16 protein-coding genes are annotated in these 13,047 nt (G+C 72.4%); 9 read left to right on the top strand and 7 right to left on the bottom strand.

What is annotated here, in order from left to right; translation table 11 throughout:
- Window positions 1–159: 159 nt before the first annotated feature.
- The 3 genes from AB0I42_RS25960 to AB0I42_RS25950 all read right to left on the bottom strand — a co-directional run bounded on the left by AB0I42_RS25960 (window position 160) and on the right by AB0I42_RS25950 (window position 1,758).
- Window positions 160–387: a hypothetical protein gene (locus AB0I42_RS25960; protein ID WP_357540965.1), complete on the bottom strand. Its 228-nt coding sequence runs from the start codon at window positions 385–387 to the stop codon at window positions 160–162.
- Entirely contained in the window at window positions 356–1,039 is a 684-nt protein-coding gene (locus AB0I42_RS25955) for a phosphotransferase (RefSeq protein ID WP_357540963.1), read from the bottom strand. The genes AB0I42_RS25960 and AB0I42_RS25955 overlap by 32 nt, the downstream gene beginning before the upstream one ends.
- A 164-nt stretch (window positions 1,040–1,203) precedes the next feature.
- A complete protein-coding gene (locus AB0I42_RS25950; RefSeq protein WP_357540961.1) occupies window positions 1,204–1,758 on the bottom strand; it encodes a CGNR zinc finger domain-containing protein in 555 nt (184 codons plus the stop codon).
- Between the two features lie 379 nt (window positions 1,759–2,137).
- On the opposite strand from AB0I42_RS25950, the gene AB0I42_RS25945 reads away from it, so the two are divergent.
- On the top strand, window positions 2,138–3,085 hold the full coding sequence (locus tag AB0I42_RS25945) for an EamA family transporter (protein WP_357540959.1): 948 nt from the start codon (window positions 2,138–2,140) through the stop codon (window positions 3,083–3,085).
- 25 nt (window positions 3,086–3,110) lie between these two features.
- Here the strand turns inward: AB0I42_RS25945 and AB0I42_RS25940 are convergent, their stop codons facing one another.
- On the bottom strand, window positions 3,111–3,743 hold the full coding sequence (locus AB0I42_RS25940; RefSeq protein ID WP_357540957.1) for a hypothetical protein: 633 nt from the start codon (window positions 3,741–3,743) through the stop codon (window positions 3,111–3,113).
- A gap of 2 nt (window positions 3,744–3,745) precedes the next feature.
- Window positions 3,746–4,693: a DUF2332 domain-containing protein gene (locus AB0I42_RS25935; RefSeq protein ID WP_357540955.1), complete on the bottom strand. Its 948-nt coding sequence runs from the start codon at window positions 4,691–4,693 to the stop codon at window positions 3,746–3,748.
- Window positions 4,694–4,792: 99 nt separating this feature from the next.
- Between AB0I42_RS25935 and AB0I42_RS25930 the strand changes: the two genes are divergently transcribed.
- Entirely contained in the window at window positions 4,793–5,521 is a 729-nt protein-coding gene (locus AB0I42_RS25930) for a class I SAM-dependent methyltransferase (protein WP_357540953.1), read from the top strand.
- Window positions 5,522–5,534: 13 nt separating this feature from the next.
- Here AB0I42_RS25930 and AB0I42_RS25925 read toward each other — a convergent pair whose 3' ends face one another.
- A complete protein-coding gene (locus AB0I42_RS25925) occupies window positions 5,535–6,422 on the bottom strand; it encodes an SDR family NAD(P)-dependent oxidoreductase (RefSeq protein WP_357540951.1) in 888 nt (295 codons plus the stop codon).
- A 56-nt stretch (window positions 6,423–6,478) separates the two neighbouring features.
- Here AB0I42_RS25925 and AB0I42_RS25920 point away from each other — a divergent pair, with 56 nt between their 5' ends.
- The 3 genes from AB0I42_RS25920 (at window position 6,479) to pip (ending at window position 9,046) form a co-directional block, all read left to right on the top strand.
- Window positions 6,479–7,111 (top strand): GNAT family N-acetyltransferase, encoded by a 633-nt coding sequence (locus AB0I42_RS25920; protein ID WP_357540949.1) that lies wholly within the window; start codon window positions 6,479–6,481, stop codon window positions 7,109–7,111.
- A gap of 101 nt (window positions 7,112–7,212) precedes the next feature.
- A complete protein-coding gene (locus tag AB0I42_RS25915; protein WP_357540947.1) occupies window positions 7,213–7,959 on the top strand; it encodes a methyltransferase domain-containing protein in 747 nt (248 codons plus the stop codon).
- A 133-nt stretch (window positions 7,960–8,092) separates the two neighbouring features.
- Entirely contained in the window at window positions 8,093–9,046 is a 954-nt protein-coding gene (pip, locus tag AB0I42_RS25910) for a prolyl aminopeptidase (protein ID WP_357540945.1), read from the top strand.
- Between the two features lie 14 nt (window positions 9,047–9,060).
- Here pip and AB0I42_RS25905 read toward each other — a convergent pair whose 3' ends face one another.
- Window positions 9,061–9,693 (bottom strand): hypothetical protein, encoded by a 633-nt coding sequence (locus tag AB0I42_RS25905; RefSeq protein ID WP_357540944.1) that lies wholly within the window; start codon window positions 9,691–9,693, stop codon window positions 9,061–9,063.
- A gap of 472 nt (window positions 9,694–10,165) precedes the next feature.
- Here AB0I42_RS25905 and AB0I42_RS25900 point away from each other — a divergent pair, with 472 nt between their 5' ends.
- The 4 genes from AB0I42_RS25900 to pstS all read left to right on the top strand — a co-directional run bounded on the left by AB0I42_RS25900 (window position 10,166) and on the right by pstS (window position 12,980).
- Window positions 10,166–10,609, top strand: coding sequence for a helix-turn-helix domain-containing protein (locus AB0I42_RS25900; protein ID WP_357540942.1), 444 nt, complete (start codon window positions 10,166–10,168; stop codon window positions 10,607–10,609).
- Window positions 10,602–10,970: a DUF4180 domain-containing protein gene (locus AB0I42_RS25895; RefSeq protein ID WP_357540940.1), complete on the top strand. Its 369-nt coding sequence runs from the start codon at window positions 10,602–10,604 to the stop codon at window positions 10,968–10,970. The genes AB0I42_RS25900 and AB0I42_RS25895 overlap by 8 nt, the downstream gene beginning before the upstream one ends.
- Before the next feature lie 151 nt (window positions 10,971–11,121).
- Window positions 11,122–11,652 (top strand): hypothetical protein, encoded by a 531-nt coding sequence (locus AB0I42_RS25890; protein ID WP_357540938.1) that lies wholly within the window; start codon window positions 11,122–11,124, stop codon window positions 11,650–11,652.
- A 224-nt stretch (window positions 11,653–11,876) separates the two neighbouring features.
- Entirely contained in the window at window positions 11,877–12,980 is a 1,104-nt protein-coding gene (gene pstS / locus AB0I42_RS25885) for a phosphate ABC transporter substrate-binding protein PstS (protein ID WP_357540936.1), read from the top strand.
- Window positions 12,981–13,047 lie beyond the last annotated feature (67 nt).

The raw sequence follows: 13,047 nt of genomic DNA, 5'->3' as shown, positions 1-13,047 counted from the left end.
TTGCCCCGGCGGCCTCCTCCGGCCGCCTCTCACCTGTTCTACGAACGACTCGCCCCGGATCCGACACCATGCCAGGAGATCTTTCACGGGACTTCCGCCGCTCGGCGGCTGCGGGCGTCATGTCGCCCCCTTGCCCTGGGCCACGCGCGCCCCGGCTCGTCACAGTTGCCCGGCCAGCTCGTGCACCCGTCCCCGGACGGTTTCCCACGTCGCCCGCAGGTAGGGCAGCCGGGCGGCCCGCAACGGTCCGTCGGGTAGTTCGCCGTGGGTACGCAACTCTCGCACGCACAGGGTGGCGGCATTGGCCCAGAACCCGGCCTGTCGCGGTACGCCGTCGCCGGCGATCTGTTCGGCGTCACGGCGGGCGGCGGGCAGTTGCCCGAGCACGATCCACAGCAACGCCGCGTCGAGACCGGGTAGGAACCGGCCGGTGAACTCCCCAGTCCAGCACCCCGGTCAGCACCCCGCCGGGGGCCCGGAGCACGTTGGCGGGCAGCAGGTCGCCGTGCGCCAGGCGCATCGGCCCGGCCGCGGCGGCGAGCGCGTTCAGGGCGGCCTCGTCGCGGGCGTCGAGCAGACCGTGTTCGGTGCGGTACCGGCCGAAGCGGTGCGGGTAGTCCCACACCGCCGGGAACAGGTCGTCCGGCGCCGACCACCCCCGCAGGTCCCGGGCCGCCTGGAGCATCACCCTTACGTCGTCCGGGGACAGCGCCGTCGGGTACCGGTCGCGGGCCGCCGGCACGCCGGGCAGGCGGGTGGACACCAGCACACCGGCGTCCGGGTCGGCGGCGAGCAACCTCGGCGCGGGCACCGGCGGTGGCGCAACCTCGAACGCCCGGTAGGTGTCGATCTCGGCGGTGAACTTGGCCTGCCAGAACGGGTCGGTGTCGATGAGGAGCTTGGCGACCACGTCGAGGCCGTCGAGCGTGCCGGCGAGCAGGACCGCCTTGTCGGTGCGGTGCAGCACGGTGTCGACGCGCAGGCCGGGGCACAGCGTGCGGGCCCGGTCGTCGAACGGGTACGCGACGGTCTTGCTCACCGGGTGGCCTCCTCGGTCGCGGCAGCAGGTCGTGGCCGGGGCATCGTCACAGCCTCCGGCACGACGACGGCGGTGGCGGTGGCTCGACCCAGGCGTACGCGGCCCCACGGTTCCGCCGGCCCGTGCCCTGACGGCGGTACGGCACGCTCGAACAGTCTTGGGGCTCAGATGTTCCTGCGGTCGGTTCCGGCCTCGGCGGCCTGGCGGGCCCGGTGCGCCGCCACGTTGCTGCGATTCGAGCAGGCCCCGGAGCAGTAGCGGCGCTTTCCGTTACGTGAGGCGTCCACGAAGACGCGTCCGCACGAGTCGGCCGGACACACGCCGAAGCGGGTCACCCCCGATTCGGCGATCTGCAGTGCGAGCGCCATGGCGGTGTTCGTCTGGACGCGGTGCACCGTCGACGCCTCCGGTGGTGCGTAGTGCATGTGCAGACCGTTGCCGTGATCGACGACGTGGGGCGCGAACGCGACCTTCGCCAGCAACTCGTTGACGGTCTGACCGGCTTCCTCGGCGGAGGCGGCGGCGAACACCCGTCGCAGCCCATGTATCCAGTCGACCAGGTCGATGGCACGGTCGAGGACGGAGTCGTCCACGATCACGCCCTGCTCTACGAGCAGGGCGTGGAGCTGCTCGGGGGGCTGTCCCGCGTGGACCGCGTTGACAAGGAGTGCGGCGAGCGCCAGCCCGTCGCTGCGGTAACCGTTGAAGTCGAATGACATCTTACGTATGCTCACATGTAAGGCTCTATGGCGCTACGACTATTACAGAGGGGGAGCTGTGATCTCCGCCCACGACCGGCCGCCCGACCGGGACGGCCGCGTGCTGTCCTGTCACCGAACCGCCACCGGCGTCGCCATCTATCTCCAATCCCGCAGCGGGTCGATCCAGGTCTACACCTTCTCCTGCGATTCGGAGGTGAGCCTACTCGCGACGGTGCGACCCGGGCGCTCTGAGTCGTGGACGCCGAAGCCGTAGCCACACCCGCCGGCGGAGCCGGGCGGGTGCGGCTACGGGAGGCAACGCCCGCCAGCGGCCCCAACGGGGGCGTGATGAAGATGCAAACCGGGACACCACCCGCGAACGCAAGAAAGGCCCGGATTGGAACTCGAGCCCGAGCCACGCACCCACGGCGCGCGTACGGACGTCGCCGAACGCCGTACGACGGTGTCGACGATGCTGGTCTTCCTGCAGATGACGAGCCTTCAACTGGGGGCGGTCTTCGCGACAGGTCTCGCCGCCAGGATCGGCGCGGTGCCCGCCGCCACCCTGCGGCTCGGCTTCGCCGCCGTGTTCACCTGGATCGCCGTACGGCCGAAGGTCGGCCGCATCACCCGCGGCGACCTCCCACTGGTCGTCACGTTCGGCGCGGTGCTCGCGCTCATGAACGCCTCGTTCTTCGCGGCGATCAGCCGCCTCCCGCTGGGTGTCGCCACGACGCTGGAGTTCCTCGGGCCGCTGGCCGTCGTACTGATCGGCGCGGCCCGGTTCCGGGACCGGATCTGGGGTCTGGTCGCCGCCGCGGGTGTCGTCCTGCTGACCTGGAACGTCGGCCACCTCGACGGATGGGGGATCGGGTTCGCGCTCGTCGCCGCGACGTGCCGGGCGCTGTACATCGTCGGCAGCAAGCGGATCGGCCAGCGGTACGGCAACGCGGACGGGTTGTGTTTCGCGCTGGCCGTCGGCTTCGTCCTCGCGCTGCCGTTCGGCGCCGTGATCGGCGGTCGCCAACTGCTGCAGCAGGACGTGCTGCTGACCGGGATGCTGGTGGCGCTCCTCTCCTCGGCCGTGCCGTACCTGTGTGACCTCTACGCGCTGCGGCACCTGCCGAGCCACGTCTTCGGAATCCTCGTCAGCATGGCTCCGGCCGGCGGTGCCCTGGCCGGCTTCCTCCTGCTCGGACAGGTGCTGCGTCCCGTACAGGCGGCGGGGATCGCCCTGGTCGTGGCCGCCAGCATCGGCGCGCTGATGGGGACCCGACGCCGTGCCCGGGTGACGAGCGCCGCGAGCACGGTCGAGCCGGAAAGCGGAAGTCCGGCTCGATCCTGAGGTCGTACGCCGATGGTCGAGGGTTTCAGAGGCCGAGCGAACGCGTGACCCGGTCGACCAGACCGTCCTCGGTCGACGACGGGTCGACGTCGACGGCGTGCAGGCCGAGGACGCCCGTCTCCTCCCGTAGCCGCTGGGTGAACATCCGGTCACGTTCGAGCAGGTTGCGCAGGGCGCGCTCCGGGACGCTGGTCCGGCCGGCGATCGTCCACAGCGAACCGCGGCTGGCGAACGCGGCCCGCCGGAACGCCGGCGTCGGCAGCAGCCAGACGGCGTGCGCCGGGGTGGCCAGCAGCGGCTTCACCAGGTACGGCAGCAGCCGGAAGCCCTCCACCAGGATCCCGGGCTCGGTCGGCAGCCGGAGCAGGTCGTCGACGATGTGGGCGAAGCCCTCGCCCCGGAACCAGTGGAACGTCTCCAGCATGAGGGCGGGGGATCGGCGTACCCACCGCTCGTCCATGTCCATCGCCATGAACCGGTGCAGGTACGGGCACTCGTCGGCGGTGCCCCGGGCGGCGTGGTCCGGCATCATGTCGTCGGTCGCGTACAGGCGCAGGCCGTGCCGGTCGGCGATCCGGCGGGCGACGGTCGACTTGCCGGCGCCGCTGCCGCCGCCGAGCCAGTAGACGTGCCGCAGCCCGGCCGCCGGGTCCGCCATCGTCAGCCGAACCAGGTGATCGACTGGCCGTGTCCCCGCACCCAGGCGAGCGGCGTGCCGTCGAGCGCCAGCACGTTGTGCAGCCCCCCGTCGGGCGGTGCGGGCAGGCTGTCGAAGCCCACCACGTCGGGAGTCTCGACGGAGATCCAGTGTCCGGGCAGGGCGCGTACGGTCTCGGTGAAGCGTTCCCGGCCCGCGGCCGGCACCTGGTAGAGCACGCTGGTGTGGAAGACGACGAGCGTCGCGTCGGCCGGCGCCCGCGCGGCCAGGGCCGGCAGGTCGTCCACCAGGTCACCACGGATCAGCAGCGGCGGATCAGCCTGCGCGACCGCGACGGCGGCCCGCAGCCGGGCACGCCGGTGGGTGTGCTCGGGCCAGATCAGCGCCTCCAGCCAGGCGACGTCGGCCGGGTCGGTCACGTCGAGCGGGTTCAGGTCCATGCCGGCCCGCCAGATCACCTCCGGCGGTACGGCCGGCACGGGCACGCCGGTGGCGGCGCAGTCGAGCACCGGGGCGCCGGATCCGACGAGCTGGTCGCCGTAGCGGTAGGCGTACCGGTCGGGATAGAGGCACAGGCCGGCCGACGCGCCCACGTCCAGCAGGGCCAGCGGGCCCGGCAGGGTGGCGAGCACCGGCAGCAGGGCGGCGCAGCGCCCGACCTCGTTCGTCTGGGTTGCCCGGGCGAGGATCTGTGCCACCACCGCCGGCCAGTGCGCCACGGTGAAGTCGTGGAACGCGGCCGGGTCGTCGACCGGGTCGTCGACCGGGCCGCCGAGCAGCCGTACGACGGCGAACAGCAGGTTCGGCTGGCGCTTTCCCGGCGGCAGTCCGGCCAGCCGGGTCAGGATCTCGTCGTCGCGGGACACCGCGTGCGCGAGCCGTTCGTAGGCGGGTGACTCGCCGTGCGCCTCCCGGATGGCGAACTCGCGGTAGGTGTCGGCGATCGTCATCGGACCATGCTCGCACGGACGCGGACCCGACGCGGACCGGGCGGCGGCCCACCGGAAATTCACGGGCGTCGCGGCGACCGGCCGCGGTACGGTCCGCCGATGGACGATCCTGACGGCTATTTCGGGGAAGACGTCGCGGCGCGGTACGACGATCCGGGGTCGGAGATGTCCCGGCCGGAGGTGGTGGGCGGCACGGTCGACGTGCTGGCGGACCTCGCCGGCGGCGGTCGCGCCCTCGAACTCGGCATCGGCACGGGCCGGATCGCGCTGCCGCTGGCCGGCCGGGGTGTGCCGGTCCACGGCATCGACATGTCCCGGGCGATGGTGGCCCGGCTGCGGGCCAAGCCCGGCGGCGACGCGATCGGCGACTTCGCCACGACCAGGGTGGACGGGACGTTCTCGGTCGCCTACCTGGTCTTCAACACGATCATGAACCTCACGACTCAGGAGGCGCAGGTCGCCTGCTTCCGCACCGTCGCCGCGCACCTCGAACCGGGCGGCCGCTTCGTCGTCGAGGTGATGGTTCCCGACCTGCGCAAGCTTCCGGCCGGGCAGAACGTCGTGCCGTTCCGGACCAGCGCGACCGGGTGGGCGTACGACCTCTACGACGTCGCCACCCAGGAGATGAGTTCGAACTACGTCGAGGTCGTCGACGGCCGGGGCTCGTTCTGGTCGGTGCCGTTCCGCTACGTGTGGCCGGCCGAACTCGACCTGATGGCCCAGCTCGCCGGGCTGCGGCTGCGGGAGCGCTGGGACGGCTGGAGCCGCGAGCCGTTCACCAGCGAGAGCGGCCAGCACGTCTCGGTCTGGGAGAAGCCGGCGGACTGACCGTGGGCCGGTGTCAGTGCCGGGCGGGGGTGGCCGGTGGGCCGGGCCAGGTGAACGCCGGGTCCTTCAGGTAGTCGTCGCGGCGGCCTTCGAGGGCGATGCGGACCATGTCGTGGGCGCCGTTGCCGATCACCGTACGCAGCGGCGGGTCCGGCTGGTCGAGGAGGGTGAGCAGCGCCTCGGCGGCCACCGAGGGCGGCGCTTCGGCCCACTCGCCGGCGTCCTCCGCCGGCTGCTCCACCGCGGCCGCGACCTGCTCCGGGGTGGGGTAGTCGGGCTGGCCGAGGATCGCGGCGCGGGGCTGCGCGTACGCCGGGTCGGCGGTCGCGAACCGCATGCTGGCGCCGGCCCAGTCGGTGGCGAACCCGCCGAGCTGGAGCAGGTACACGCCGATGCCGTGCGGGCGCACCTCGTCGGCCAGGGCGGCACTCAACCCCTCCAGGGCCCACTTCGTCGCGTTGTACGCCCCGAACAGCGGCAGGTGGCCGACGGCGCCGACGGTCGACACCTGCACGATCCGGCCGGAGCCGCGCCGGCGCAGGTGCGGCAGTACGGCCTGGGTGACCCAGAGCGCGCCGAACAGGTTGACGTCGAACTGGGCGCGGATCTCCGCCTCGCCGAGTTCCTCGACGGCGCCGACCAGGCCGTACCCGGCGTTGTTGACGACGATGTCGGGTATGCCGATCGAGGCGGCCACCTCGTCGACGACGGACCGGACGGTGGCGTGGTCGGCGACGTCGAGCCGCCGGCGGTGCAGGGCCGGGAAGCGTGCCGCGACGTCGTCGAGGGCGTCGTCGCGGCGTACGGTCGCGACGACGGTGTCGCCGTGGGCGAGGGCGGCCTCGGCGAACGCGCGCCCCAGGCCCCGGCCCGCTCCGGTGACGAACCACAGTCGTGCCATCCGCGAACCATACCGTCGATCATGGGGCGGGGTGGCGCATCGGTGATGATGTGGGCATGCCGATACTTGCCGGCCCGGTGCTGCCCGCCGGTGCCCTGCGCGGGCTGGAGCAGCCCCGACTCACGGTGGACGACGAGCTGGTGTTGCGGCCGTGGCGGGTGGACGACGCCGCGGTCGTACGGGCGGCGTTCGACTGTCCGGCCATCCAGCGCTGGCATGCCCGCCGGATCGACAGCGACGACGAGGCTCGGGAGTGGATCGCCGGCTGGGCCGGGCGCTGGGCGGACGAGACGGACGCCAGCTGGGCGGTCGTCGGCTCGCGGGACGGGACGCCGGTCGGCCAGATCGGGCTGCGGACCGTCTCGCTGTCGGAGGGGGTGGCGCAGCTGTCGTACTGGGTGCTGCCGGCGGCGCGGGGCGGCGGCGTCGCCGGCCGGGCGGCGCGGGCGATGGCGGCCTGGACGTTCGGCACCGTCGGGCTGCACCGGCTGGAGCTTCGGCACTCGGTGGCGAACACGGCGTCGTGCCGGGTCGCCGGCCGGCTCGGGTTCGGTCTGGAGGGGACCGCGCGTGGCTCGACGCTGCACGCCGACGGCTGGCACGACATGCACGTACACGCCCGGCTGCGCACGGACGTCGCCGGCGCGGCCGGCGTAAACCCGGTCGACGGTGCCGGCGGCGGGGGTTAGGTTGGCGGTCTTCACGTCTCGTGGGAGGTGGACCATGCCGGTGGTCGTCGCGTCGTCCCGGATCGACCAGCTGACCATCCCTGACGTGAGGAACCCCAGAAGTGGACCTTCCACCTAGCTTCACCATCCGCGAGCGCGACCACCGCATCCACGACCCGTTCACCGAGCAGAAGTTCGCGGTCCTCGGCCGGGCGGTCCGGCTGCGGCCCAATACGACCGTGCTCGACCTGGCCAGCGGCAGCGGCGAGATGCTGTGCATGTGGGCCCGCGACCACGGTGTCACCGGCACCGGGGTCGACATCAGCACCGTGTTCGTCGACGCCGCCCGGGCCCGGGTCGCCGAGCTGGGGCTCGCCGACCGGGTGACGTTCCGGCACGGCGACGCCGCCGGATACGTCGCCGCGACACCGGTCGACGTCGCCTGCTGTGTCGGCGCCACCTGGATCGGTGACGGCGTCGCCGGCACCATCGCCCTGCTCGAACGCAGCCTGCGCCCGGGCGGGCTGCTGCTGGTCGGCGAGCCGTTCTGGCGGCTGGACCCGCCCGACCAGGAGACCGTCGAAGGATGCCACGCCACCTCCCGCGACGACTTCCGGGACCTGCCGGGCCTGGTCACCCTCTTCGGCGACCTCGGTTGGGACCTGGTCGAGATGGTCCTGGCCGACGAGGACAGCTGGGACCGGTACGTGGCCGCGCAGTGGTTCACGGTGCGGACGTGGCTGGACGCCAACCCCGGCCACGAGCTGGCCGGTGCGTTCCGGGCCGAACTCGACACCGCCCCACTGCGGTACGTCCGCTACGGGCGGCCGTACCTGGGGTGGGGTGTCTTCGTGCTGAAGCGGCGCTGATCCCGTACGGCGGGGCATGCGGCGGCCGGTCGGGTGGCCGGCCGCCGCATGCCGGCGGAACCGGGTTGCGCGCGGCGCCGGCGTCCGGATGATCGGGGAACGGCAGCGCCGTCGACATCGTGGAGGCCGGAAAATGGGAGAGCTGTATCCGCCGATCGAGCCGTACGAGACGGGGATGCTCGACGTCGGCGACGGCAACCGCGTCTACTGGGAGGTCAGCGGGAACCCGGACGGCAGGCCCGCGGTCGTCGTCCACGGCGGGCCCGGCTCCGGTTCCGGGACCCTCGCCCGGCAGTTGTTCGACCCGGACCGCTACCGGATCGTCCAGTTCGACCAGCGTGGCTGCGGACGCAGCACGCCGCACGCCGCCGATCCCGCAACCGACCTGGCGCACAACACGACCTGGCATCTGGTCGCCGACATGGAGCGGCTGCGCGAGCACCTCGGCGTCGACCGGTGGCTGCTGTACGGCGGCTCGTGGGGTTCGACGCTGATCCTGGCGTACGCGCAGCGGCATCCGGAGCGGGTGTCCGAGATCGTCATCTCGGCCGTGACGACGACCCGCCGTCTCGAGATCGACTGGTTGTACCGGGGCGTCGGCCGCTTCTACCCGCAGCAGTGGGAACGGTTCGTCGCCGCGTCCGGCACGACCGCCGACGGCGATCTTGTCGGGGCGTACGCCCGGCTGGTGAACCACCCCGACGCCGCGGTCCGGGAGAAGGCCACCGTCGACTGGCTCGCCTGGGAGGACGCCGCCGTGTCCAACGAGACGAAGGGCGCCAGCAACCCGTACGGCGACCGGCCGCCGGCCGCCAAGCTGGCGTTCGTACGGATCTGTTCGCACTACTTCGCGCACGGCGCGTGGCTGGAGGAGGGGGCGCTGATCCGCGACGCCGGACGGTTGGCCGGGATTCCCGGCGTGCTGGTCCACGGCCGGGTCGATCTGGGCGGCCCGCTCGACACCGCCTGGCAGCTCGCCCGGGCCTGGCCCGACGCGGAGTTGATCGTCGTCGAGGAGGCCGGGCATCTGCCCACCGGCACGACCCGCGACCACGTGCGGCGGGCGCTCGACCGGTTCGCGGGGTGACGCGTACCGGGTGGTCAGTGACCGGGGCCGGCCGGCCGGTGAGCGTCGACGTACGCCCGCAGTTGCCGGAGGAAGTCGGGATCGTCTTCGGCCCGTCGCGCGACCGCCTCGACCAGTGCCCGCCGGTTCACCCGGTCGATCGGATCGGTCCAGAAGGTGTCGAGCCCGCCGTCGGGTTCGACTTCGCGCAGTTGCCGGTCGAGGAGGTCGTCGACCTGTTCGCGGACGGCGTCCGGTGCGGTGGTGTCGCCGGCCGCCAGCATCCGGACGGTGGCGTGGGCCAGGGCGATCGCGGACGCGGCCGCCGCCGGATCCGGCCATTCGTGCGGCGGCAGGCCGCCACCGCCGGGCAGGGCGGATGCCGGGGCGTCCGGCTCGCCGTCGACCCGGCCGAGGACCTTGACGACGATCCCGCACGCGAGGACGAACAGTCCGAGCCAGAGCAGGAACGGCCGGAACTGGAACGCGAGGTCGACGGCGTGGCACCGGGCGGAGGGGGCGGTGCCGGCGGCCGGTAGGTCCGGCCCGGGCGGTGATCCGCACCGGGTGTGCGTGTCGCCGAGCAGCGGCAGGATCAGGTAGCCGCAGCCGGCCAGGGCGGTGCCGGTGACGATCGCGCCGAGCGTCGTACGCCGGATTTCGTTCACCGGTTGCCCACCTCGCCTGAATGGTGGCCGGCGACCGCGCCGGACAGTGCGGCGGAATCGTCCGGCGGCTCGATTTCGGCATTCCTCCGCCGGCGGTGTCCGTGCGGTTCACCGGCGGGGTCCGGGGTGTCGGCGGCGGGTGGCCGCGCGGCGCCGGCCGCCGGTGTCGGTGCGGCTTCGGCGTCTGCTTCGGAAGGGATGCCCGGCACGTGCGGCCTTCCTCGTCTTCGTCGGACCGGCCCGCCGAAAAGTCGATCACCGACAATTCCTGCGGTGTCAGCCGACGATAACGCGAATTGCGGCCAATACTCGATTGCCCACACGGGCCGCTCGATTCCGGCGAAAGGCCGATGTCGATCAATGGCGGTGCCGCCCGGGTCGGCCCGCCACTCGGCGGGGTCGAGACGTCACTCACCTGCGCCTTCCCCATCGCTCCACATCGTGCCTACGATAGGGAGCGATGAGGGATGAAATGTATTCTGTCGAGCAGGTGGCCGAGCGGCTCGGGCTGCACGTGCGCACCGTGCGCGGCTACATCCGGGCCGGCCGGCTCAGGGCCGTACGGATCGGTAAGCAGTACCGGATCGCCGCGGCCGACCTCGACGTGCTGACCGGACAGCCGCCACCCGCCACGCCGACCGGCGTCGCGCCGGTGGAGGTCTCGAGCATCGTGCAGGTCGAGGGGATCGACCGGGTCGGCGCGGACCGGCTGGGCACGCTCGTGCTGGCCGCCGCGAACAACGCCGGCGACCCCGCGCATCCGCTGCGCGTACAGACCGTCCACGACCGGGAGAGGAACCGGATGAAGATCGTCATACTCGGCGGCGCCACCGAGACCGCCGAACTGCTGCACCTGGTCGACGCCGTGCTCGCCGACGGCAACGGCCTGCTCGCCGGGGAGGTGGACGGTGCCTGACGTGATACGGGAGCGGGCCGGGGTGCCGGTGCTGGTGTGCGACCCCGCCGGTCCGCCGCTGGTGACCGAGCAGGACGCGCTGGACCTGATCGGCGCGGCGTTCGCCGGGGCCGAGGTGGTGGCCGTACCGGCGAGCCGGCTCGGCGACGACTTCTTCTCGCTGGGCACCCGTTTCGCCGGCGAGGTGATGCAGAAGTTCGTCAACTACCGGATCCGGCTGGTCGTCGTCGGTGACATCAGCCGACACCTGGCGGCCAGTTCGGCACTGCGGGCCCTGGTGTACGAGTCGAACCGGGCCGCCCAGGTCTGGTTCGTGCCGGACCTGGGCGCACTCGACGAGCGGTTGCGCGCCGGCTCCTGAACGCCGGCCGGCGGCGCCGGAACCCCGTACGCAAAGTTGATCTTGCGTTACCTGACGGTGATACTTTGGCGCGCACGTGACCGTGCCGCCGGCTCTCCCTGTCGGCGCGATGGTGTGTGGTCGCGATTGGACAGCCATTCGGACGGGGTAGATGAGCCGACGACGAGGGTCACTTTCCGGGCAGGCGGGACTTCGCTCCGCCGACCTGGTGCATCTCGCCGTGCCCGCCGAGTACGTCAACCACATCGTCCGCCTCATCGAAGACCTCGACCAGCGCAACCGCCCCCTGCCGCCACCGGCACCGCGCCCCCGGGCGACCGGCCCGCGGCCGGGTCGGGAGTGGCCGGTCGAGGAACTGCGCCGGTTCGCCCAGGGCCGGTCGCGTACGCACGAGACCGTGGTCGCCATCCTCGACCTGCTCTCCGAACTGCCGGACCAGCGCCTGCGGGTCGGTGAGATCGCGGCCCGGCTCGGCAGCCCCGCCGACAAGATCATCGGCGCGATGGCCGGCCTGACCCGAATCGTCAAGGCCTACCACGACTACCCCGCGCTCGGGCTGCCGCTGCGGCGGATCACCCAGCCGGTCCCGGGCCGGTCCGGCAGCGTGTTCTACAGCGTGACCGCCGAGCAGGCCCGGCGCTGGAAGGCGGCCCGCGCCGCCCGGCCACACCCCACGGCCTGAATCTCCCCTTCGGGGCGGTACGGCACCTTCTGCGCTTCCCGTCCGCTACCCCGCCGGGCGCTGGGCGAACGTCTACAAGTTTGGTTCACCTGACGTTCACCATCGTCCGCCCGCCCGTTTAGCAAGGGCTCGTAGCGTCCACGACGTTCGAGACGGCGACCCGCGAAAAAGACGCACCCGCCACAGCGGCGTCGCCACCCCGACCTCAGAGAGGCAATGAAACCGTGAAGCGCAGAACCCTTCGGCTGGCCGCCCTGCCGGTCGCCGTCATGCTTGCCCTCGGCATGGCCGCCTGCAGCGGCGACTCCGAGGAGAACGGCTCGGATACGGGTAACACCACCGAGCTCAGTGGCAGCCTCGCCGGCTCCGGCGCTTCGGCCCAGGGCGCCGCGATGGAGGCCTGGATCGCGGGCTTCTCCAGCGAGGCCCCCGACGTCACCGTGACCTACGACCCGATCGGGTCCGGCGGTGGCCGCAAGGCGTTCATCGAGGGTGGCGTGCAGTTCGCCGGCTCCGACGCCTACCTCAAGCCCGAGGAGATGACGGCGGCGCAGGCCAAGTGCGGCCCCAACGGCTTCATCGAGTTCCCGGGCTACATCAGCCCGATCGCGGTCGCCTACAACCTGCCGAGCGTGCCGAAGCTGAACCTGTCGGCGTCGGTCATCGCGCGGATCTTCGACAACAAGATCACCAAGTGGAACGACCCGGCGATCGCCGCGCTGAACGACGGCGCCACGCTGCCGGACAGCAACATCACCGCCGTGCACCGCTCCGACGAGTCCGGCACCACCGAGAACTTCGTCGACTACCTCTCGCAGGCCGCCCCGAACGACTGGCCGCACGAGGTCTCCGGCGAGTGGCCGGTCCAGGGTGGCGAGGCCGCCGCGCAGACCCAGGGCGTCGCCGCCGCGCTGCGCGGTGGTGAGGGCACCATCGGCTACATCGACGCGTCGCAGGCCACCGGCCTCGGTGTCGCCGCCATCCAGGTCGGCGAGACCTTCGTCGAGTACTCGGCGCAGGCCGCCGCGGCCGTCGTCGACGCCGCGACCAAGGTCGAGGGCCGTACCTCGCAGCACAGCTACGCGATCGACCTGCCGCGCGACACCACCCAGGCCGGCGTGTACCCGATCGTGCTGGTCTCCTACCAGCTCGCCTGCACCAGCTACCCGAGCCAGGAGCAGGCCGACCTGGTCAAGGCCTTCCTCTCCTACGTGATCAGCGAGCCGGGGCAGCAGGCCGCCGCCCAGAACGCCGGCTCCGCGCCGATCTCGGCCCAGCTCCGCACCCAGGCGCAGGCCGCCATCGACGCCATCACCGCGGCTGGCTGATCAACACGAACAGCAGGGCAGAACGCAGTGACGCGGGTCCTACCGGCCGGTTTGGCCGGTAGGACCC

The sequence above is a fragment of the Polymorphospora sp. NPDC050346 genome (assembly GCF_040655695.1).
Taxonomy (GTDB): Bacteria; Actinomycetota; Actinomycetes; order Mycobacteriales; family Micromonosporaceae; genus Polymorphospora; species Polymorphospora lycopeni.
The sequence above is the reverse complement of the archived record's forward strand: the minus strand, read 5'-3'. Positions and strand labels throughout refer to the sequence as shown.